The 21,985-nt window shown below is 46.4% G+C and carries 15 protein-coding genes; 6 read left to right on the top strand and 9 right to left on the bottom strand.

Annotation, left to right across the window (positions count from 1 at the left end; genetic code table 11):
* The first annotated feature begins 8 nt into the window (after positions 1-8).
* Together tssH and trhO are read left to right on the top strand one after the other, a co-directional pair.
* Positions 9-2,723, top strand: coding sequence for a type VI secretion system ATPase TssH (tssH, locus tag EDC63_RS03190; RefSeq protein WP_124947426.1), 2,715 nt, complete (start codon positions 9-11; stop codon positions 2,721-2,723).
* A gap of 90 nt (positions 2,724-2,813) precedes the next feature.
* On the top strand, positions 2,814-3,743 hold the full coding sequence (trhO, locus tag EDC63_RS03185; RefSeq protein WP_124947427.1) for an oxygen-dependent tRNA uridine(34) hydroxylase TrhO: 930 nt from the start codon (positions 2,814-2,816) through the stop codon (positions 3,741-3,743).
* A 25-nt stretch (positions 3,744-3,768) separates the two neighbouring features.
* On the opposite strand, the gene EDC63_RS03180 is transcribed toward trhO, so the two are convergent.
* The 3 genes from EDC63_RS03180 to EDC63_RS03170 are packed head-to-tail and all read right to left on the bottom strand — an operon-like array spanning position 3,769 to position 7,713.
* The gene (locus tag EDC63_RS03180) at positions 3,769-5,751 is read right to left on the bottom strand and encodes a transglutaminase TgpA family protein (RefSeq protein WP_165922894.1); all 1,983 of its coding nucleotides are present in this window, start codon (positions 5,749-5,751) and stop codon (positions 3,769-3,771) included.
* Positions 5,748-6,728: a DUF58 domain-containing protein gene (locus EDC63_RS03175; RefSeq protein WP_124947429.1), complete on the bottom strand. Its 981-nt coding sequence runs from the start codon at positions 6,726-6,728 to the stop codon at positions 5,748-5,750. The genes EDC63_RS03180 and EDC63_RS03175 overlap by 4 nt, the downstream gene beginning before the upstream one ends.
* A gap of 31 nt (positions 6,729-6,759) precedes the next feature.
* Positions 6,760-7,713: an AAA family ATPase gene (locus EDC63_RS03170; RefSeq protein WP_124947430.1), complete on the bottom strand. Its 954-nt coding sequence runs from the start codon at positions 7,711-7,713 to the stop codon at positions 6,760-6,762.
* A gap of 166 nt (positions 7,714-7,879) precedes the next feature.
* Here EDC63_RS03170 and EDC63_RS03165 point away from each other — a divergent pair, with 166 nt between their 5' ends.
* The 3 genes from EDC63_RS03165 to EDC63_RS03155 all read left to right on the top strand — a co-directional run bounded on the left by EDC63_RS03165 (position 7,880) and on the right by EDC63_RS03155 (position 14,074).
* A complete protein-coding gene (locus EDC63_RS03165) occupies positions 7,880-9,127 on the top strand; it encodes an exonuclease SbcCD subunit D C-terminal domain-containing protein (RefSeq protein ID WP_124947431.1) in 1,248 nt (415 codons plus the stop codon).
* Positions 9,124-12,861, top strand: coding sequence for an AAA family ATPase (locus tag EDC63_RS03160; RefSeq protein ID WP_124947432.1), 3,738 nt, complete (start codon positions 9,124-9,126; stop codon positions 12,859-12,861). Before EDC63_RS03165 ends, EDC63_RS03160 begins: the two co-directional genes overlap by 4 nt.
* Positions 12,862-13,222: 361 nt before the next feature.
* Entirely contained in the window at positions 13,223-14,074 is an 852-nt protein-coding gene (locus EDC63_RS03155) for a hypothetical protein (protein ID WP_124947433.1), read from the top strand.
* A gap of 374 nt (positions 14,075-14,448) precedes the next feature.
* Here EDC63_RS03155 and EDC63_RS03150 read toward each other — a convergent pair whose 3' ends face one another.
* Positions 14,449-15,462 carry an AraC family transcriptional regulator gene (locus EDC63_RS03150; RefSeq protein ID WP_223248390.1) on the bottom strand — a complete coding sequence of 338 codons (1,014 nt, stop codon included), beginning with the start codon at positions 15,460-15,462 and terminating at the stop codon, positions 14,449-14,451.
* A gap of 83 nt (positions 15,463-15,545) precedes the next feature.
* Between EDC63_RS03150 and EDC63_RS03145 the strand changes: the two genes are divergently transcribed.
* Positions 15,546-15,962 carry an MAPEG family protein gene (locus tag EDC63_RS03145; RefSeq protein WP_223248391.1) on the top strand — a complete coding sequence of 139 codons (417 nt, stop codon included), beginning with the start codon at positions 15,546-15,548 and terminating at the stop codon, positions 15,960-15,962.
* A 279-nt stretch (positions 15,963-16,241) separates the two neighbouring features.
* Here the strand turns inward: EDC63_RS03145 and EDC63_RS03140 are convergent, their stop codons facing one another.
* The 5 genes from EDC63_RS03140 to EDC63_RS03120 form a co-directional block, all read right to left on the bottom strand.
* Positions 16,242-16,925, bottom strand: coding sequence for an NF038129 family PEP-CTERM protein (locus EDC63_RS03140; protein WP_124947434.1), 684 nt, complete (start codon positions 16,923-16,925; stop codon positions 16,242-16,244).
* A gap of 9 nt (positions 16,926-16,934) precedes the next feature.
* On the bottom strand, positions 16,935-18,413 hold the full coding sequence (locus EDC63_RS03135) for a hypothetical protein (RefSeq protein ID WP_124947435.1): 1,479 nt from the start codon (positions 18,411-18,413) through the stop codon (positions 16,935-16,937).
* A 414-nt stretch (positions 18,414-18,827) separates the two neighbouring features.
* A complete protein-coding gene (locus EDC63_RS03130) occupies positions 18,828-20,054 on the bottom strand; it encodes a hypothetical protein (protein ID WP_124947436.1) in 1,227 nt (408 codons plus the stop codon).
* 11 nt (positions 20,055-20,065) lie between these two features.
* A complete protein-coding gene (locus EDC63_RS03125) occupies positions 20,066-20,572 on the bottom strand; it encodes a hypothetical protein (protein ID WP_124947437.1) in 507 nt (168 codons plus the stop codon).
* Between the two features lie 396 nt (positions 20,573-20,968).
* A complete protein-coding gene (locus EDC63_RS03120) occupies positions 20,969-21,961 on the bottom strand; it encodes an alpha-E domain-containing protein (RefSeq protein WP_124947438.1) in 993 nt (330 codons plus the stop codon).
* Positions 21,962-21,985 lie beyond the last annotated feature (24 nt).

The following is a 21,985-nucleotide window of genomic DNA, read 5'->3' as shown; positions in this document are numbered from 1 at the left end:
ATGTAGTAATGAGTATTAATCTTAAAACATTGTTCAGTAAGCTGAATGAAACTACACGGCTGGCAGCACAACGTGCTGCAAATATTTGTGTAGACCGTGGGCAATATGAAGTTGATATAGAACATCTTTTTCTGGCTTTGCTTGAGCAGCCCAAGAGTGACTTTGTGATGATTGCGCATAAGTGCGGGATCAGTCTGGTTAGCCTGGAAGCGGATTTACTGTCTGAAATCGGACGTTTTAAAACTGGCAATTCGCGTACACCGGTTTTTTCACCCCATCTACCTAAATTGTTCGAGCATGCCTGGTTGATTGCATCGCTGGATACACAAGCTAATCCTGAAGGAAATATTCGAAGCAGCCACCTATTGTTGGCGCTGTTAACTGAGCCAGATTTGGTGCAGCTTGCATATCGTGGTTCAAAGTTGTTTGTCAAAATCAAGCTTGATGAGCTTAAACATAATCTGGATAAATTAACCGCAGGCTCGCAGGAAGGAAGAATGCAGCGTCAGGGAGCAGCGCAAAGTGAGGCTGAGAATGGTGCGGAAGATGAATTGACTGGTAAAAGCGTGATTTCCAAAACGCCAGCTTTGGATCAGTTCACTACCAATCTTACGCAACATGCGCGTGAAGGTAAGGTTGATCCCGTCATTGGACGTGATATGGAAATCAGGCAGGCAATTGATATTCTGATGCGACGCCGGCAAAACAATCCTATTCTGACTGGTGAAGCGGGCGTAGGTAAAACGGCAGTGGTTGAAGGTTTGGCGTTAAGGATTGCGCAAAAAGATGTACCCGAAGTTTTACAAGGTGTGGAAGTGCATACGCTGGACATGGGGTTGCTGCAAGCTGGTGCCAGTGTGAAAGGGGAATTTGAGAATCGTCTTAAAAATGTGATTGATGAGGTAAAGAAAAGTCCTCATGCAATAATTTTGTTTATAGACGAAGCCCATACCATGATCGGCGCAGGCGGTCAGGCTGGCCAGAATGATGCGGCGAATTTACTCAAACCGGCATTAGCGCGCGGTGAATTACGCACGATAGCTGCCACGACCTGGAGTGAATACAAAAAGTACTTTGAAAAAGATGCTGCACTGGCGCGTCGTTTTCAGGTGGTTAAAATTGAAGAACCCAGTGAAGAGCTTGCCTGCGCCATGTTGCGTGGTATGGCACCCTTGATGGAAAAACACTTTAATGTCAGAGTGTTTGACGAAGCAATCACTGAAGCTGTGCGTTTGTCGCATCGCTACATTAGTGGACGTCAGCTTCCGGATAAAGCAATTAGTGTATTGGATACAGCTTGTGCCAAAGTCGCTTTGGGTCAGAATGCTACGCCTGCACTTATCGAAAATATTACCAAGCTTCTGGAACGAACGGGCGCTGAAATGGCATCCCTTGAGCGTGAGAAAACTGCAGGTGGGCACCATGTGACAAGGCTGAAAGAGTTGCAGGCGTTGCGTGAGATATCGACCAATGAGCTCAATGGACATTTAGCGCGCTGGGAGATGGAAAAGGCGCTCACTGAAAAAATTATGGCAGCACGTGCTGCTTTGGAAGCATTGGCAGGCAAGAATAGCGTGATAAATGAAGCAGTCAAGATTGAAAATACAAAAAAGAAGTCGGTAAAAGCGGCTAAACCCAGCCAGGAACTAGAAAATTTGCTTGAAGAGTTGGGAACACTTCAAGGTGAGTTGCCTATGGTTCCTGTGCAGGTGGATGGCCATATTGTTGCGGAGATTGTAGCCAGTTGGACAGGTATTCCTTTAGGTAAGATGGTTAAGGATGAAATCAAGACTGTATTGAATCTGAATGATTTGTTGCAGGAAAGAGTGCTTGGACAATCTCATGCCATTGAAGCTGTGGCGCAGCGTGTTCGTACTTCACGCGCCAATCTTGATGATCCTAATAAGCCTAAGGGCGTATTTTTGTTTGTTGGCTCTTCAGGTATTGGCAAGACAGAAACGGCTTTGGCGTTGGCTGACGTGCTGTATGGTGGCGAGCGCAAGCTGATCACGATTAACATGAGCGAATATCAGGAAGCGCACAGTGTTTCAGGGCTGAAAGGTTCTCCTCCCGGATATGTTGGCTATGGAGAGGGCGGTGTTTTAACGGAAGCCGTGCGCCGTAATCCTTACAGCGTAGTGTTATTGGATGAAGTGGAAAAGGCTCACCCTGATGTACTGGAGTTGTTTTTTCAGGTATTTGATAAGGGGGTGCTGGATGATGCTGAAGGGCGTGAGATCGATTTCAAAAACGCGATCATTATTTTGACCAGTAATGTAGCTTCCAGCCAGATGATGCAGGCCTGTCTGAATAAAGATGCCAGTGAACTTCCGGCTCCAGAAGAGCTGGAAGCATTGATCAGGCCACAATTAATGAAAGCCTTTAAACCGGCTTTTCTTGGTCGATTGAAAGTGATCCCTTTTTACCCGATTGCGGATGACGTACTTGCGAATATTATTGAGCTTAAACTCGGTAAAATTAAAAAGCGAATCGCAACGAATCATAAGGCGGATTTTGCATTTGATGATGCACTGGTTGACGCGGTGCTTTCGCGTTGCACCGAAGTGGATTCAGGGGCCAGAAATGTCGATAATATTCTGAACGGTACTTTATTGCCGGAGATTGCAGAGACCGTTTTGGCCAAAATGGCTGAGGGTGCCAGCATTTCAAAAATCAAGGTGACCGCAAATAAGCAGGGGCAGTTTAAGTATGCGATCAAATAAAACCTGAAGTTTTGTATTTTGTAATGCAGCAGAAAGTACACATCATTGTCTGATTAGAATATCATTATGTTATTAAGGATTAGATAAATTATGTCAAACATTATAGTTGCTGCATTATACAAATTTGCCAAACTACCAGATTATAAGGAAATGCAGGGTGGTTTGCTCGATTTTTGCGTTGCCCATGGGCTTAAGGGAACTATCCTGTTAGCTGCGGAAGGGATTAACGGGACGGTTGCCGGGTCACGCGAAGGAATCGATGGGTTGATGGCTTATTTGCAATCAGATGCCCGATTTGCGAATATTGAACATAAAGAGTCTCATGCCAACGAAATGCCTTTTTACAGAATGAAAATTCGGCTGAAAAAAGAAATCGTTACCCTGGGTGTGCCTGGAGTCGATCCAAACGAAAAAGTCGGTACCTATGTTGCTCCTGAGGATTGGAATGCGCTGATATCTGACCCTGATGTGGTGCTGGTAGATACCCGTAATGGCTATGAATACGATATTGGTACTTTTCGCGGTGCAATCGATCCCCATACCGTCACATTCCGAGAATTTCCTGCTTATGTCAGCAAGAATCTGGACCCGGCAAAACATAAAAAGGTTGCCATGTTTTGCACTGGCGGTATTCGGTGTGAAAAAGCCACTTCGTATATGCTTGAACAGGGATTTGAAGAGGTTTACCACTTAAAGGGTGGCATACTTAAATATCTGGAACACATCCCTGCCGAAAAAAGCATGTGGGAGGGTGAATGCTTTGTTTTTGATCAGCGTGTGGCGGTGGGGCATGGCCTGGAAGTTGGGCAGCATGGTCAATGTCACGCTTGCCGGCATCCTGTAACTCCCGAAGAAATGGCTTTACCTGAGTATGAGGAAGGAATTTCCTGCTCCTACTGTTTTGGAAAGTTATCGGATGAAAAGCGTGCCCGTGCAGCTGAGCGTCAAAAGCAGGTCGAACTGGCATTGAAGCGAGGTACAGCACATATTGGCGAACCACAGAAAAAAGTTAGCGCTTGATCAGTCATGAAATTAGCGTGTTTGGTCAGTGGGACTGAGCAGGTGCTGCAAACTTTTTGACTAACTGCTTCAAATGTTCCAATTCCGTTGCCTGTCCATTATTGCCATAACGCAGCGTGACATAGAGATTTGTAATGTCTTGTATTTTTTCAGTTAGTTCTGGCCGTAATTTTACCGCTCGCTTTGCAAAGTCTATTGGCCCTTCATGACCATGTCTTGCAATGCCGATTTTTGCCAGTTTGGCGCAGAATTTGTCGTATTGTTGTTTGATGTTGTCTTTCGGATGCGCCCGCATCTGCCATAGCATGACACTCCCCAGAAGAAGAAAAAGCAGAGTCATTGCTCCCGCGATAGAAAGCCCAATTTCGCGCCAGGAAACGGGTTGGTTCCATAACCTCGAAAGCAGGGCTAATTGACGCTCCTGATTGTAACTGATTACCCATTGATTCCACGCGTTGTTCAGAGTGTCCCAGGAAAAAATAAAGTTTGAAAGCCATGGACTTTCTGCTCGCAACAAGAGCGGATTAGGATCACCAGCGGGTAAGGCGCTTGCGATGCCTTTTTCTATGCGGTCGGGGGAGACCGCGGCAGTTGGGTCAACTCTTGTCCAGCCTTTTTTGGGTAACCAGACTTCTGCCCATGCGTGAGCATGGGCCTGTCGAACAATCATGTAGTTGCCTAAAGGATTGAGCTCTCCTCCTTGGTAACCTGTTACTACTCGCGCTGGAATGCCAGCAGCACGCATAAGAAATACAAAGCTGCCTGCATAATGCTCGCAAAATCCGCGTTGCGTGTTGAACATAAAGTCATCAACCGGATTTTCACCTAATAGCTTTGGCCGGAGTGTATACACGAAAGGCTGGTTGCGGAAGTACGAGAGCGCCCGATTAACCACTGCTTCATCGCTGGAGGAATTGGCTCGCCATTCTCTCGCTAAATCGATACTTCGATTATTTTCGTTTTTGGGTAATTTCAATGCACGTTCTTGCCTGCTGGCTTCCAGCTCACCCTCGCTACTGCTGCCAAGAATAGAAGTTGCATCATAACGTATACGTTCATTAACCGTTTTGTTGGTAATCAGTTGAAAATCTGATGATATTTTTGCTGTTGTAGAAACTGAGATGGGTAGATCCAGCGCCAGTAGCCATGGTTTATTATGGGGTTCGAGCGTGATGGAATATTTGATCATTTTTCCACTGGCAGGGAGTGTGATTTTGTTGCCAATGGTGGATGTGCCTGTAGACCAGGTTTTGCCATCAAAATCCCATAATACCGGTCCGCGCCAATATAATTGGCTTGGGTTGGGGGGCGCACCCTGAAATGTGACTCGAAATGCGATGGCGTCGGATAAGCTGAGATTGCTGATGCTGCCAGGCGACATGCTGTTGCTTAAGCCTGATCGTGCACTATGCGCATCTCTGGGCAGGCTCCAGATAGGGCCGGGCAATCTTGGGAAAAGTACGAATAGTATGATCATGGCAGGGATGGCTTGTGCGATTAAAACTGCAGCAATTCGTGCTCTGCCGCCAACAGGCAGTGTGCCGTTCGGATGATTTACACCGACGAGTGTGGCGGTCACTAAAAAAACGGTTACCAACAGGTAAATTGCGTACAGGATGGATTCAGAAAATAGAAAGCTGGTGAGGATGAGAAAATAGCTTAAAAATACTACCAGCCAAATATCGCCACGGGTTCGTAACTCCATTAGTTTTAATGCAGCCATAATGATCAGTAAAGAAACGCCAGCTTCTCTTCCAAACAGTGTGCCATGGGAAAAATAGATACCGATGCCGGCAAATACTGTAATGAGTTGAAGTATCCATTTTGAGGGGGCTTTCGCTTTTTGCTCAATAATTAAATATCGCCATAAAACCACAGCAACATACATGAGGCTTACCCAGATGGGCAGGTGAAACATGTGTGGTGCGATAACCACGGAAAGTGAAACCAGTATCCATTGCAGATCGCTTGTTTGTGTGACGGATATGGGTTGTATAGGTGATTTCATGGCGCTGTTTTTATCGTCGGTCTTATCCCGAACAGCGCGAGAGATTTCAGGCAGATTGCGCGGTGATTTATTCCGTTTGAAGGGGGAATTGACCATCCGGGCAATTTTAAGCCGTAGGTTGCGCCAGTTTGATCGGCATTGATAACCCATCTGCAAAGCCGTGAAAGCCGCGCTTCTGTTTCCATGCCTGGAATGCTGTCCCAGTCAAACCAGAGTTCCGCACTTTCCTGGCCGGTGAACTGTTTTGTGAGTAGCCCTTGTTCTCGTGCCAACGCTTTCCACGCAACATGCGTTGCAGGGTCGCCATAGCGATAGTTGCGCAGCGTACTGAAATCGTCATTACCTTCCCCTTGATTGCTTGAGCCATTCATGCCACCTGAAATGGAATGGTAGGGAGTGAGCTTTGTTTCCGGAAGCGGATAAATCAGGCATTTAAAATCTGGCTCAATGGTGGACCAGGCCCGAAATAACCCCAAGGGAAAACGGGTAAAGATGTGCAGGCGCGGGCAGGTCAGCAGCCCACGTTGCTGAGCGATGGAACTGACTATTGCAGTGGTACTGGTTTTTGTGGCTACATCATGGAAAACGGCTTCGCCCCCTATGATTTGAACGCCAATTGAATAGCGGGCATAACGACCCAAGTTTTCCAGAATAATCGGAAATTCAGCGTGCTGACCAGAAAACACGGGTTGAGTTTTTCCCCAGCTGATGCAGAGGTTGGCCAAATTACGATGTGTTTGCAAAATGGATATTAGTCCCAATCCGGCTAGCAAGAAGGTAAGGGCGTAGCCCATGTTGAGATCGTAATTAACAGACCCGGTAAGAATCAGGAGCAAAACGACTGAAAATAATAGTCCCTGGCGTGTTGGCAGGATAAACACACGGTGACTGTTCAGGTTAACGGGGGCGGTTTCTGGCCCGCGTTTTCTGAAAGCAGATTTCTGTAATAGTTGGTGGTAGGCAGTTCGTAACGTCACTTGGCATTTCAACCCGGATGTGGAGAAAAGACTAGGGGATCGGCACAGATTTTAAAAGTGTGGTGATGGTTTGAGCATTCATGTTCGAACCATCATTTGTGACAGAGTGGAGGCGGTGGCATGCAACGCTACCCAGTACGGCTTGTATATCTTCTGGCACAACTTTATTCCGGCCATGCATATAGGCCCAGGCCTGAGCACTATGCAGCATGGCCAAACCGGCACGGGGAGAGAGACCTTCTCGAAATTCAGGGGTATTTCGGGTAAAGGCCAAAATTGCCTGGAGGTAATCCAGCAAGGCATCCGCTACATGTATTTCACGAACCTGGGTTTGTGCTTCCAGCAATTCGTCTATGGTCAAGCAGGGAGTAAGCGCATCAATCATGTCGTGCCGATCCTGCCCTTTGAGTATTGCGCGTTCGGCTTGAGGATTTGGATAACCTAGTTCAATTTTCATGAGAAAACGGTCAAGCTGAGACTCTGGCAGCGGAAAGGTGCCAAGCTGGTTTGCAGGATTTTGAGTAGCAATGACAAAAAAGGGATCAGGCAGATGCAGCGATTCGCCTTCAATGGTGACTTGTCGCTCTTCCATCGCCTCTAACAGGGCGCTTTGGGTCTTGGGGGTTGCCCGGTTTATTTCGTCTGTCAGGATGAATTGCGAGAAAATGGGGCCGGGATGAAATTTGAATGAAGCACTATCCCTTTCGTACACAGACACGCCCAGAATATCTGCTGGCAACAGATCGCTCGTAAACTGGATGCGCTGAAAATCCAGGCCGAGAGATTTTGCCAGAACATGCGCCAAGGTGGTTTTGCCCACGCCAGGGATATCCTCTATAAGCAAGTGCCCTTTGGCTAAGAGACAGGTTACAGCCAGTCTGATTTGTTGTTCTTTGCCCAGAATGACTTGGCTGGACTGGGCTACCAGGCGGTCTATAGGGGGCCGGGATGTCTTGTTTTGTGATGCTGCGAGAATTGAACTCATAAGCAAATTATATTGCAAGTAAGTGTTGCACGTCTTGTAAAATATGGATTGTTCAGGGTGTCTCACAAAGGAGACTTGATCTGCTAATATCAAGCGCTGGCAGTTTTTGCATTTTCATCACTAGTCATCTTCAGAATTATTAATTTTTCAGAGAGCAATTAACGCAATGCTTCGCATTATTCATACCGCAGATTGGCACCTTGGTCATACTCTACATGGCATGTCTCGAGAATATGAGCACAAGAAATTTCTGGATTGGTTGCTGGATACGCTGGGTGAACAAGTTGCTGATGCCCTCATTATTGCTGGTGATGTATTTGATTCGGCCAATCCGCCTGCCAAGGCGCAGTCCATGTTGTATCATTTTCTGGCACAGGTAAATCGTCGGTATCCTGCGCTTCAGGTTGTACTGGTTGGGGGTAACCACGACTCTGCTGCCCGTCTTGATGCACCACAGCCTTTGTTGAAAGAATTGAATGTGCATGTGGTGGGAGGAATCAATCGGGGGCAAGACAATAGTTTAGATTGTAAACAACTGCTTGTTCCGCTGGCTGATAAACAAGGCAATATTGTTGCCTGGTGTGTTGCTGTACCGTTTTTGCGACCTGGTGATCTGTTACCTGTAGACGAGGGAGAAGACCCGCTCATTCAAGGGGTGCGTGACATATACAGAGAAGCACTTATCGAAGCTCGGACACAAGCGTTGCCTGGGCAGGCATTATTGGCAACCGGTCATTGCTACATGGTTGGGGCGGCATTGTCTGAGTTGAGTGAACGCAAAATATTGGGTGGTAATCAACATGCGTTGCCTGTAGATATTTTTCCGACGGATATTGCTTATGCTGCACTGGGTCATTTGCATCTTGCGCAAAGCGTAGGCGGGCGTGAGAATGTTCGTTACAGCGGATCTCCGATTCCCCTGTCGCTGTCTGAAAATGTTTATCCTCATCAGGTGGTGAGTGTGGATATTGAGGCAGGTGCTTGCGTGAAATGGTTGCCGATTCGGGTACCGCGTGTGGTTGAAATATTACGGCTGCCCCCTAAAGAACCTTTGCCACTGGCAGATATTTTAGTGTTGCTTGAAGGGTTGGATTTGCCTGAAAGTGTGCCCGAACAAAACTGGCCGTATCTTGAAGTGTCTGTTTTGCTGGATCGCCCTGAGCCTGGCTTACGCCGCAGTATTGACGAAGCGCTTGCAGGAAAAGGGGTGCGTTTACTGAAGATTTCAACGCATTATCCCGGTGAAAGGGCATCGTTGTCAGAAAGTATGCCTGAAAAAAACCTGCAAGAAATTACGCCAGACGATGTTTTCAGCCGCCGCTATCAGCAGTTACACGATGATTTGCCACCAAAGGCCCTGATGGATGCTTTTCACGAAATGCTAGAGCAAGTCCAGCAAGGATCTGGGCAATGAAAATAGTAGCAATACGCGGGAAAAATCTGGCCAGTCTGGAAGGCGGTTTTGCAGTTGAATTTGAACAGGCTCCGCTTGCAGGTGCCGGATTGTTTGCCATTACAGGACCGACTGGTGCAGGAAAAAGCACTATTCTGGATGCATTGTGTCTGGCGCTATTTGATGAAATGCCGCGTTTACCCGGTGGACAAGGTGTGCCGGTAGGCAGGGCAGATGAAGATGTAGCGTTTCGGACCAGAAGTAATGATGTGCGCTCTATTCTGCGTAGAGGTGCAGCGGAAGGTTTTGCAGAAGTTGAATTTATCGGAAGTGATAATCAGCGTTATCTGGCACGCTGGGAAGTTCGGCGAGCACGAAATATGGCGAGTGGTCGCCTGCAGGCGCAAACCATGACATTAACTTCGCTTGCCAATAATCAATTGATAGGTCGCACAAAAAGCGATGTTCAGGAGGCTATTCGGGACCGGCTCGGCCTTTCGTTTGAGCAATTCCGGCGCTCTGTATTGCTGGCACAAGGGGATTTTGCTTCATTTTTAAAAGCCGATGCTAAACAGCGTTCCGAATTGCTGGAGAGAATGACCGGCACGGAGATATATGGCGCGCTATCAAAAGCTGCTCATGCCCGAGCGGCAATTGAAGAAGCTGAAATGAAGCGTCTTGAGCAACGTCTGGGAGATTTGTTGCCTATGTTGCCAGAAGAGCGGACAGCATTGGAAGTGCAATATAAAGATGCGCTGACGACACAATTGCAACTTGATCAATCCCGGCAAATTATAAAGCGTGTGATTGATTGGTATGCAAGGCTAGACCAACTTAAAGCAGCGGAAGGTGAAGCAATAACCAAGGTTGAATTAGCTGATCAGGTTGCTGTTAATGCTATTGTTCGGCGTACAGAATTTGAGTCGGTTCAGGCTGTACAGCCAGCACGTGCACTTGTAGAGCGTATGGACCAAAGTGTTCAGGAACTAAGTAATGCAAAAATAAACCTGGAAGCTGCACTAGCTGAAGAAAAGCAATCAGTAAACAGCGTGCAAGAATTACAGATTGCAGTTGAAGCGGACAAAGCAACTTTGCTGAAACACGAAAGTGAACGGGAGTTAAACGAGCCTTTACTTCGTAAGGCAAGGGAGCTTGATTCACAACTTAATAGTGTCATCAGTGAGAAAGATGATTGCCAGCAGGCAGCTTTAGAGGCTATTGAAAAAGCAAATGAAGCAACAAAAAAGCAAACTGAAATTTTTGAGCAATGCCAATACGTTGAAAAGGCGCTGACAGAATCAGAGAAATGGCTTCTGGATAATGCATGCTATTCAGAGCTTTCCAGTCAGTGGCAGAGATGGGATCAAGAGTTCACCAGTCTGGTTGAAGTCGATCAATCCAGACAGGCCACTATTCTTGATCTTGCATCGTCTGAAGAGTCGCTGCCAAAAATTCAACAGCAACTCGCCACAGAGGTAGATCGTCAAGCTAAATTGAAAGTATCTGTCACTGATATTGAGAAAGAAATTGAAGCTTTGGAAGCGCAAGTAAGTGCATCGCCTTTGGCGCAATTGCAGCAGGACCGAGAACGGTTGAATAATCGCAGAAACAATTTGCGTGTGTTGTTGGAACTGCATAAGCGAGCTGTTGAAAGTAACAAACAGCTTACTTTAATAATTAGCGAAAAAGAGCGGAATAAGCATGAATCTGAGCGACTACGGACTGCCATTCAAAAAGCAAAAGAGCAGTTAATCGCAAGCCAGTCAGCGCTGGAGGAAGCCGAGCGTTCGCAGCGCCTGGTTATAACGGCGCGCAAGGCAGATGTGACATCGCTGCGCAGTGAATTGATTGAAGGTGAGTCCTGCCCGGTTTGTGGCTCCCATGAGCACCCTTGGGTGAGTAGTCATCCAGAGCTTGATCTTATGCAGGATCAGATGATGGGCAGAATACAAGCATTGCGAGAAGTGGTATCCAACCTGACAGGCGAAAATGGTCGGATGGAAGCGGAATATCTTACCGCCAATAAACTGGTTGGGGAATTTGAAACTAAAAAATCTACACTCCTAGATGATTTGGCGAACCTTGATATTCAGTGGAATGAAGCGTGCAGCGAGGAAAACATAAGTGCCGATGTGCTTGCTGCTGAGACAGGTGGCCAATTGGCTGACAGTGCCGAAAAGGTTGATATAGCACTAAAAGAAATTGCTGAGAGTGAAAGTCAGGGGTATCAATTTCAAAAAATGTTGCAGGAAAAACGGCAAGCATTACATCAATTCAGCCTGGCATTGAGTAGCGCAACCGAAAGTATTGCCAAACTCACGCTTCAGCTGCAAAAGTTAAATCATGACCAAGAGCAGCAAACCAGCGAGTTGGCGAAAGCAGAATTTCTGCGTAAGCAAATTATCGAGAGACTTTCGCCGGTTTTAACTGGGATAGATCGCTGGCAACAGCAACTTGAAACAGATGTGCAGTCTCTACGGAAAACATGCGCACAAATTATCGGGCAATGGCATGAGCAAATAAATCGACGGGATGAGGCAGCAAAGGGATTGGCAATAAACAAAGAAAAGCTGGCCGCTGCCCGTATAGAAGTTACCCATAGGGACGAAAGTAGTATAAAAGCACAAACTGCATTAAATGATGTACTAGCTAAGTTGACTGGTATAGAGGCACAACGAAAAAAACTGTTAAGCGGCAGAGCAGCAGATCAAGTGGAAAATGAACTGAAAGCGGCAGTTACATCAGCCAATATTGCCTTTCAGGCTGCACAAAGTAAACTTTCAAAAGCCAGTGAACAACTGGCCTCAAGCCGCAAATCTGTCCAGCACTGGCAGGAAGGCAAGGCTAAAATGAAGGATAAAAATGCCTATGCAGAAAGTAGTGTCAATGCGGTTCTTGCCAAACATGAGATAAGCCTGGAAAGATTGAAGGAAAGGCTTGCGCATGACGAAGAATGGTTGCGAGTCGAACAGGTAGAACTAAACAAAATCCATACACAATTGTTGGAAACAAAAGCCCGTCTGGCTGCGCTGCAAGAGCAAAGAGTCGCCCACGAGGAAGCTGATGTACCTACTACAAACCTTGAAAATGCCAATGCACAGTTGGTTGAAACAGAAGCTTTGTATCAGTCATTACAGGATAGCATTGCGGAAATCAGAGCCAGCCTGAAACAAGATGATGAAAAACAAAACCAGGGCGTCGCGCTACGGGGAGAACTGCAAAAGCAGCAGGACAAATGGCAGATATGGGGTGGTCTTAAAGAATTAATCGGCTCTCAGGATGGCAGTAAATTCCGTACTTTTGCCCAGAGTCTTACGCTTGATGCATTATTAGGCTACGCCAATCGGCATCTGGAAGAATTGGCCCGTCGTTACCTTCTGCAACGTGTCCCTGGCAGCGACCTTGAGCTGCAAGTCATTGACCGGGAAATGGGTGATGAAGTTCGCAGTGTTCATAGCCTGTCAGGGGGTGAAAGCTTCCTGATTTCTTTGGCATTAGCATTGGGGTTGGCATCGCTTTCCTCAAATCGTACCCAAGTTGAATCCCTGTTTATTGATGAAGGTTTTGGTAGTCTGGATCCAGCAACCCTGGATATTGCCATTGCCAGCCTGGATGCGCTGCAATCCTTAGGCCGTAAAGTAGGGGTGATATCTCACGTCCCCGCAATGGTTGAGCGAATAGGCGTGCAGGTGAGGGTGGGGGTGCATGGCGGCGGAAAGAGCAGTGTTAAAACGTTTGGGGCATTTGTGGATTAGGGGGTGATCTGTAGCCTTAATAGCTGATATCGACCCATAGCCGCCTCATGACATATGCAAGGCGGTTGGCTGCTTACTGCTACATACGTGACGCTGGTAGAAATTGGTAATCGGGCAGTACCTGAGGGTTGTCAGACGCCTGCCCGCCAAGTGCTGCGCAGTCTGACAGGTCTACGCCTGAGGGCAGGCGTCTTACAGCTCTTAACAATAGCAGTCGCTCAAAAGTTCTTAAAAATCGACCTCCCAAGCGGGAGTCCAAATCAAGTATTGCCACTTTTGTTATGTGGTCTATAGTTAGTTTTGTTATTTAATTCCTTCGTTTCAGATTCCTTCCCGTTTGACCCTTTAGGAGTAAGGCATTATGAAAACATCGCGTAACAAAAGTTATGTATTAATTGCTCTAATAGCAGTGCTTAACCTAGGGATATCATCTCCAACTTCTGCTAGTTGGATTTCGTGGGGTGGTGTTGGCTCTACGTTAGTTGGCATAGGTGCTGCGGCGACTCCCACAGGAGTTGGCCAAGTGATTGGAGTAGTAGCTGGGGTCGGCCAAGTTGGCTGCTTACTTACAGATACATACAAAACTCTATTCGGCAGTCCTCCTCCACTCCCTCAACCGTCGTTTGCATCATCACCAGAGCCAGGCGAGCTGCCCTTGCTGGCCTCAATGAACACTGCAAATTACCAACACTTGTCTATAGTTGGTGCGACCCCGGGTGAGACTGCATTGATAGATTCAACAAATCTATATATTGATAAGCTGAATATTATGACTGCGGCAATGGCATCCGGAGGCTCTGAATCTGATTACGTTTCTGCACGGGCGGCGATGGGAGCGGCACACAACCAGATGAGTCAAGCCTTTGATAGCCTTGGTTTCTCGTTAACTCTGACACAACCACAGCTAAACGCCATGCTCTCTGACATATTGGCAACTGGACTGCCAAGCTCCGAGGTTAACTTTCTTAATAGCGCGGGCTGGTCTTCGGCTGATATAACGGCTGTTGGAAACTTCGTAGGCTCAGTTGCTTTCAATATAACCGGCGCAAGCGTAACCGCAGGTCAGTTGTTTAAAGAAAATTGCTGCCCAGAACCCAATAGCCTCGCTTTGACTGTACTGGGGCTGGGGGTATTTCCAATTAGCGCGGTGCGTCGGCGAAGATGTAATAAATTAACGGTGCAAGACTATCCTTCAAGTCTCGTCAACAGTTAACCCAACCCCGCACCTCATACGGCCCACGCCCGCAAGGTGTTCTGTGTTTTTCGGTTTTCGAGTTGGGCGCGTTCCGGTGGGATTCAGTATTCAATGCCTTCGTAGAAAATCGACTGTCTCCTTGGGGTCGGGTTCCGCCGTCTGAACTGAGTAAAGCGGACGTTCAGGATGAGGATCGAGCCAATGACCGGTTTTGCGAGTACAGCAGACGCGGTCGATCGAAAGGCCGTTGTCGCCTTTGGCCGAAGTGCTGTCCCATGACCAGGATTCGCTGAACGGCAGCTACTGCCAGCAGCAGACATTCAGCCCTCGATCCTTTTTGCTCGGTCAATGACCCCTACTGACACTCTGCTGCCAATTTTGACTATAAGTCATTAATGTGCGAGGGATTTTGCGTGTCGCCAAGCTGCCGGTGGCATGCCAGTATGTTTTTTAAAAGCACGATTGAAAGCTGCCAAGTTTTCGTAGCCAACATGGGTGGCTACCTGTCCGATCCCTTGCTGAGTGCCATTTAAAAGCCGACTTGCCACATTCATTCGCCATTTCGTAACGTACGCCATAGGGCTATCACCGATTGCAGCAGTAAAACGAGCTGTAAAACGCGAAGGAGATATTGCAACCCCTCGGGCTAGCCGCTCTACAGTCCATTTTTCGCCAGGTTGCATATGAATCATTTTTATAGCGCGACCTACGATTGGGTCTTTTATTCCGTTGAACCAAGATGCATCCTTGGGTGAAATTGTTTCAAAATGCGAACGAACAACCTCGGCGCATAGCACCTCAAGTAGTCGTTCGACTACAAACCCCCCTCCGAATGATTGACGTTCAATTTCTTGAGACATCAGATGGGCAACGCCAGATAAGTTGTGAATTCTACTAACGCGAGATACTGACGCGTGCAACAACGGTGGCAGCCCTGCAAAAAGTGGGTTTAGATGAGTATCATGCAACATGAAAATGCCGCACATAATTGATGTACTTCGTGCAAGATTATTCTTGTCTGGTCTGAATACATTGTCACCACCGGCCATGAGCTCCTCGACGGGCACAGATTGTTGAATGGAACCTTGCGAAATAAGGTGAGATGAACCGCCAAAACAAATCACCATCTCGCCTGCTTCAACGATTACCTTATTCCCACATTGAAGCGTGATCTCGCAGTGCCCGCGCTCAACCAAATGAAAAGCCACTACGCGTACATCTTTTTTTATGTTCAACAATTCGCCTAATTTGTTGGCGTCAGGAATCGCAACTGCCCAAGGGGGTGCATATTGATCCCTAAGCAACAAGCTTCCGCTTATCCTCATCGATCTCAGGGTGTCACTTAAAACATCGTTCCATGATGAAATATCAGTAGTTTCAGCAAAGCTTTCAGTGGTTTTGCTCATTGTTAACACCGTCAGTGACATCTATTCTTCAATAGCACGATATTACCACTTCACTTCTTTTAAATTTGGAATAAGGAAAGAAAATGCATACGACAATGACAACGGAGCTATTTTGGCTAGTAATGACTGCAACGCTAACTGCCCTTTTATGGATTCCCTATATTTTGAACCGAATGAAGGAGCATGAACATGGTGCGTGGGCGGCCGTATGGAATCCGCAACCAGATACCCACCCAAAGGCTCAATGGGCGGTGCGCCTGATGCGAGCGCACGCCAATGCGGTTGAAAACCTTGTTGTGTTTTCGCCGCTGGTGCTGACACTTCAACTAGTGGGGACGAGTACAGCAATTACTGCCAATGCATGCATGGTGTATTTTGTTGTCAGGGTTGCGCACGTCATCTTTTACACCTTTGCAATTCCTTTACTGCGAACGGTGGCATTTGCTATTGGCTTTTTTTGTCAGATGGCGCTTGTCATGACATTGCTGCATCTTATATAAAACTAGCAGTTAGGGTGGTGAATAAAGCAACACTTTCATTCAAATCATTGTGATAGGCATTACTTAAGCTGAACGTCAGATCAACTTATTTAAATTAGCCTTGGTCTATTGGCTATCCAAGGTCAATGTTTGGCGCGACACAGACTGCCATTTAAAATAACTGCTGTGCTTGTGGCCGCACGTTTGGTTAAAACTGAGGCTAATGAAAACTTTTATCTGTATTGCCTCCCCAAAATTACGTCAATCTTTGGTGGCTGTTTTGCAATGTTTGCTATAAGGTCAGAGTGGCTCATTTGTCTCAAGCCAAGGTGTGTTTTTGCGAGCAGACCAAATCAAACCAGCCATACCTGCGGCTATTAATAGCAGACTGCCCGGCTCGGATACGCCTACTACTGGGGGAGGTGTACTTAGTGTGGGCGCATTGATCGCCACAGGGCTGGCGGGGTCAGTTGCCCACAACAATGGGGTAGGCTGGGTTGAATCGATGTCAATGGATAAAAAACTGGAAGCGAGTGGATCCAGTGTCAGAATCGGGTTGCCCGCGCTATCCAGAATGCCAAAAGCGAACGCATCGGGTGTTGGCGTTTCAGCTACAGTTGTCAGATTCAGAATGAACGAGAGGCTATTGCCAGGGGTAAAACGCTCTGTGAATACATTGAAAAAAGTACTGTCATTGAGGATCACAGAAGAAGTGGCGTCACCGCTAGCATCCCCGAAGAGTGTACAGTTTGCAGGACATCCGGCTGCACTTCCGCCACCAAAATTAAAATTGCCAAGCGTTGCAGTATTGTTGCCATCCCCCGTCCCGGATCCATCAGTCAGCTGAAATGCCAAGGCATAGTTTCCACCGGCTATGGCGGTTGTGTTCAATGTAACCGTATAAATGAGGTTAGCTTCAGCAAGGCTAGATACTGCCATAAGGATCAAAAACGCCCATGTAGAGGTGAGACATTTGGTAGTCATATCGTACTCCTATCTTGATCCGGAAGTGGATAACACCCGTGTGCTGTATGTGATTGCCTTTTTGGTTGCATCACTGAATCTCAGCACGACAGAAATACTGTTTCCAGGGGGAAGCCCCATGTCGCTCGTACTAATGAGGTTGATGTATGGACTATTTTGTGGCGCAGTGCAGCTAGTGGTGCCTGACGGTACGTCATATAGACCATCAGGAGCGCTGAGATTAAGGTTGTCCAGTACGAGGGATAATGGCCCAAAAACTGTGGTGTTGCCTGTATTGGTTAGCGTGACTTTTTGAGAAAACAGTTTGGTTTTGAAGTCAAAAAGATAGCCCGAACGTTTCATGGATACAGATCCGCTGACATCTGCAGCACAAAGTGGTACAAGGTTCAGCGCCGCATTCTGTGCGCCGATCAGATCGCCGACGCCGGCAACGCCATTACCGTCAGGGGTGCCGCAACGGGCGGGCGTCTGCTGCGCTAACTCTATTGGGTTATCACAGAATGCCTCGTGTAAATTATCTGGATCCTGGTCGTACTGCCCCGTGTACTTGTAAAATTCATAGCGCCGACTGACTGCTTCATTTCCAGCCCCGACTTCACCGCCGTTTTCGCTCTTTTCAAAGATACCCACTTTGCCAATGGGTGCTGATTGCAGCAGCTGCCACTCGATCTCGGGCGGATCGACATCGGGGTTAGGAACCGGATTTGCGGCATTTCCACCGAGTACGAGATCATCCAGCTCAACTGGCCCGGGAAGTTCGGTTTTGTATATTTTCATCCAGATAGCATCTCCCCATTGCCCGACGCCACTAGGTGGGAGTGGTGGCGCTGGGGGCGCCAGCACCACAGCGATTACTACTGGTATAGGGGGTGAGCCTGGGGAAGGTGGCGGATTTTGGCTGATATTCCATATTGGAGCGGGTACATTGACCGGAGCAGGGATATTTGGACTCCCGATGGTACCAGCCACTTTCAGGGTGCCAGTTGTGTTGTCGCCTATCAGCCAGCGGTAGGTGGTCTTGGTGGGATTTTTAACCAGCGAGACGCCGAAGTGCTCACATCCGCTCCCCGAGTAGTGTGTCGGATCGCCATATACCCAACACTGGTGGCCCATAGTGACCGGGTAGGGTGAGACCGCCGCAGGCGTTGCATCGGTGAATTGCTTTGAGGCAGCATCATAGTGGCTCGCGTAGCGGACAATTGATCCGGTCCCTGTGGCATTGGGATGAATTGTCGGCTTGCCATAACGGATATACAGGACAGGATTAGGCCCACCTGTGTCACCGAAAGTATAGACAATGTCTCCGGGAGAAATGCCCTCAAGTTCAATCTCGAAACCATTGCAGGCTTGCCCTGTATCGTTGATTACATCGAAGTTGCTCAGGCTGCCATAAGTGATGGGCGCAGCAATTGCGGATATGCTAGCGCAGACAAGTAGGGTTGCGATAGCGAGTGACTTGGACGAAATGGATACTCGTGAGAATCTCATGGCTAAACTCCTGGTGCTGACATCATGCAGATGATCGATGTTTGCACCGATCGCCAGATTGAAATCTACTAAGTTACAAAGTACTGTAAAACCTGTAACGCATACCCAATGAGAAGCTAAAATTGCCAATAAATAAAATGGTTCTGACGCTAATTTTTCACATGAATGAGTAACGAAAGCGTTTAATGCTGAACCAAAATACCCTGTTTTCAGAATAAAATCTGAGCAACTGCATTCTGGTGAAACTCACTCCCCCAAAATAACATTGATTAAATATAGCCAAAGATTGATAACTTACAAGTGCAAAACATATGTCGCAAATATATTGAAAAAAATGTTCAATTGGCGTTTTTTTTTAGATCAATACATTTTTTTATTTTGGAGATTGTCACTGCTGCAATTTAAATCGTGAAGTTAGGAATGCTGGTTAATTCTATAGGGAGTTTTTGTGGTGGGTAACGCTGGTGGGTGGCCTGTATTCGAACTGCAAGTCGCTATTTTTTGTGCTCGCGGTTGGTTCAGCGATACTAACTCATCTGCTTTGAATGGCTTGGCAAAATGTGAGAACGCGTCTTTTGTGGTGCCGGTTTTTTTGGGTGAAAAGCCATATTGTTCAATAAGTGCACGCATTTCATATATGTAGTGCATTGCATTGCTTTGAGGTGTTCTAAATTGCATAGCCTGTTCTGAATAGGGTACAAATATGTTTGAAACAACATCATCCAACAGGTTGTTCTTGGCAAAAAAATCGAATCCTTTGCGCGCGGATTCGATGTCGTCCAATCCGAACAAATAATTGACTCTGATATATTTAAAGTATTTGCGGGCAATGGAGAGTATCTCGGCAACTTGCTCTAACGGAATGCCTTTTGCTTCGCCCAGTATGGTTTTGCGATTAGTGAAGCATTCAATCGGGAACTCGAACAAGGTGTTATCAATTTGCGATAACCGTTGTATTCCTTCATGAGACCGAATGGTCGTTGTAACAACAGAAAATGTACCTTTGAAGTTTGCCGGGGCAAGGTGATTGTGATGTATTTCTTCCACTAACTGCAGCATACCAGCCTCTGTTTGCACATCCCCGGTGATCAACAATATTTTCGTTATTTTTTCCAATGCATCCTTGCCATGTTCTGCGAATATTTCTGCAAAAATTTCATGAATGGGAACAATGGTTCTATTTTCGGATTTTCGAGGGCTTTCATAGCAGCGCTGGCAAAATACACAACCTTTCAGCTCGCCACTAAACCCGGTTTTGTATTTGAGGTTTGAGCATACATTGATGGGGTTAAGACGTAAGTCATAGTATTTACCCAGAACAGGAATATCTTTGAACCACCAACTTGTCTCGCTTCCCCAATAATCATCATGGGTTTCCAGTATTTTAAAAGGTAAATCCTTGAGAGGTTCTCCTTCGTAAAATAATTGACCCATCTGAAGTGCATAAGGCGTTTCTGAGGGAAATCTATGGATAGTATCGTAGCGATAATTTGCAAACCAGAAATTAAAACGCCGGAATCTGCGCGCTGAAATGTTTTTCGTGTCTTCATAGTAGGGACTTATTTCTGGATTACTGATCCCCTTTATAATCAGATTGTGCAGGTGAAAATCCCAAAGTTGGGCTATCTGTCCATTCAGCATGGTTGTTCCTTTTATCTATAAAACACCAAAATGATTATGGCGCCTATGATCTGGCAAATGTAAAGAAGGGATGTTTGAGGGCCAAAGAACAGTTTTGCCCTGATTGCCCGCTGAGAGTAAACAAATTGCTTCCCTAACCGGAATCCTCTTCCTTTGAGTATTTCTTGTTCCGCGGTTGAATTGTAGGCGTTTTTGAATAACACATCCGGTACTCTATATTCTTCATAATTGTCGCTATTGTTGAGGAATACGTCCAACAAGCGGCTTCTTGTTATTTGAAAACTCTGGAAGCGTTTGTAGATGTAGTCAGTCACCCAAAATAAAAGTGACATAGCGATTTGAAGATACAAAATGGCTTCGTTTCCAATCTTGGTGAAAAAAATCGCGAGTAGTGCTCCAAAAGTAGTGATTGACCATGATTTGATCATGAAAAGCAGATTGTCGAATTTTAGAATATTATCTGCGAGCATTTTGTACTCACCCCATGCCATTTCTACCTTTGTGTCAGGTATTGCCATTGATTATTTCCTGTATTATTGGATGGTCTGTTTATAGAATTCCAAAACTGTTAGCTTGATTTGATGAAAATTTCTAAGCTGAGAGTTTTTGTTTTTTTGTAGACCGCATTTTAAGATAGATGATGGAAATAATTATGCAAGATATTTATTTTGCATGAAGTGTTGGTGCATCGTGAAATAATCTGGAGACTGCATGAGTTCTTTTAATCTAAAAAAATAGTTACAAACCCGCAGTTAACTGATTGTTAGTATAGATAAAGCATCAGAAAGAAACTGAAGGTAAAATGGCGTAATGGAGATATTGCAAGAACCAAGACATTCAATCTGAATTGATACTTGCGATAGGATGGTGGGGGTAATCCAGCTTTTTATTTTTTCTGTTTAAAATTCATCAAATCATTGCATTTGTGATTGGGTTTGATAGTGTGGATTGCCATTAGTGACGGTTCTTAACGCAAAAAAGGTCTCGAAAATTCCATCGTCTATCTGATTCAATCGGGTTTGCAATCCATCGAGAAAATCGTGCAATCCCCCTGTAATTATTTCGTCAATTTGTGTGTAGTTTAATTCACCAAGCAAACGCCCCAGGCGTTGCTCTGCTTTATTGCTAAAGGCGTCCAGAGGCGAACCAGTAATAGCATGCAGTGAATCAGCAGTACGATCCAGGCAAGAATGCACTGAACGCGGAAATTCACGGTTTAATATCAGAAAATCGGCTACTTTAGAGGGATTGATCTGTTTGAAATGTTTGCGATACATTTCTAGTGCGCTTGCGGACTTGAGTAAGGCTGCCCACTGAATATTGTCGATAGTCGTGCCAAGCGAGCTTACGTCCGGCAAAAGAATGAAGTACTTAACGTCCAGTATGCGTGAGGTTTTGTCGGCGCGTTCCAGCAGTTCACCCACCTGTAGAAAATGCCAGGCTTCGCCGTGGGACATTGTGGCCTCGGTAATACCATCAAACAAATGGCTTGCCATTTTTACGGCAGTGTAAAAATCATGGGGATTTTTTGTCACAGCTTTATTGGTGGCGGCATCTTTGACCAGTAAATAAAACCGGTTTGCCTGTTCCCACATTTCCGACGAGATAATTTCTCTCACCGAGCGCGCATTTTCACGCGCATTACGCACGCAGCTAAAAATGGAATTTGGATTTTCGCGATCGAATGTGAGGAAGTGCATGACGTTTTCGCGAGTGGGCTCACTATAGCGTTTGGAAAACTCGGCATGGTCACCGGTAATATTCACTAATGGCGCCCACTGCTCGCCGAATTCGGATGGCATGTCCAGACTAAGGTTCAGATTAACCTCAATGAAACGTGCGACATTCTCCGCTCGTTCCAGATAGCGGCTCATCCAGTAAATTGAATTTGCGACACGACTCAGCACTTTTGTTTGCTCCTTTTTGAATTT

This window comes from Sulfurirhabdus autotrophica, from assembly GCF_004346685.1.
GTDB classification, from domain to species: domain Bacteria; phylum Pseudomonadota; class Gammaproteobacteria; order Burkholderiales; family SMCO01; genus Sulfurirhabdus; species Sulfurirhabdus autotrophica.
The sequence above is the reverse complement of the archived record's forward strand: the minus strand, read 5'-3'. Positions and strand labels throughout refer to the sequence as shown.

What these genes read in the sequence shown, in the direction of transcription:
- tssH (WP_124947426.1), top strand. Translation starts at nt 9, where the DNA reads ATGAGTATTAATCTTAAAACATTGTTCAGTAAGCTGAATGAAACTACA.
- trhO (WP_124947427.1), top strand. Translation starts at nt 2,814, where the DNA reads ATGTCAAACATTATAGTTGCTGCATTATACAAATTTGCCAAACTACCA.
- EDC63_RS03180 (WP_165922894.1), bottom strand. Translation starts at nt 5,751, where the DNA reads ATGAAATCACCTATACAACCCATATCCGTCACACAAACAAGCGATCTG.
- EDC63_RS03170 (WP_124947430.1), bottom strand. Translation starts at nt 7,713, where the DNA reads ATGAGTTCAATTCTCGCAGCATCACAAAACAAGACATCCCGGCCCCCT.
- EDC63_RS03165 (WP_124947431.1), top strand. Translation starts at nt 7,880, where the DNA reads ATGCTTCGCATTATTCATACCGCAGATTGGCACCTTGGTCATACTCTA.
- EDC63_RS03160 (WP_124947432.1), top strand. Translation starts at nt 9,124, where the DNA reads ATGAAAATAGTAGCAATACGCGGGAAAAATCTGGCCAGTCTGGAAGGC.
- EDC63_RS03155 (WP_124947433.1), top strand. Translation starts at nt 13,223, where the DNA reads ATGAAAACATCGCGTAACAAAAGTTATGTATTAATTGCTCTAATAGCA.
- EDC63_RS03150 (WP_223248390.1), bottom strand. Translation starts at nt 15,462, where the DNA reads ATGAGCAAAACCACTGAAAGCTTTGCTGAAACTACTGATATTTCATCA.
- EDC63_RS03145 (WP_223248391.1), top strand. Translation starts at nt 15,546, where the DNA reads ATGCATACGACAATGACAACGGAGCTATTTTGGCTAGTAATGACTGCA.
- EDC63_RS03140 (WP_124947434.1), bottom strand. Translation starts at nt 16,925, where the DNA reads ATGACTACCAAATGTCTCACCTCTACATGGGCGTTTTTGATCCTTATG.
- EDC63_RS03135 (WP_124947435.1), bottom strand. Translation starts at nt 18,413, where the DNA reads ATGAGATTCTCACGAGTATCCATTTCGTCCAAGTCACTCGCTATCGCA.
- EDC63_RS03130 (WP_124947436.1), bottom strand. Translation starts at nt 20,054, where the DNA reads ATGCTGAATGGACAGATAGCCCAACTTTGGGATTTTCACCTGCACAAT.
- EDC63_RS03125 (WP_124947437.1), bottom strand. Translation starts at nt 20,572, where the DNA reads ATGGCAATACCTGACACAAAGGTAGAAATGGCATGGGGTGAGTACAAA.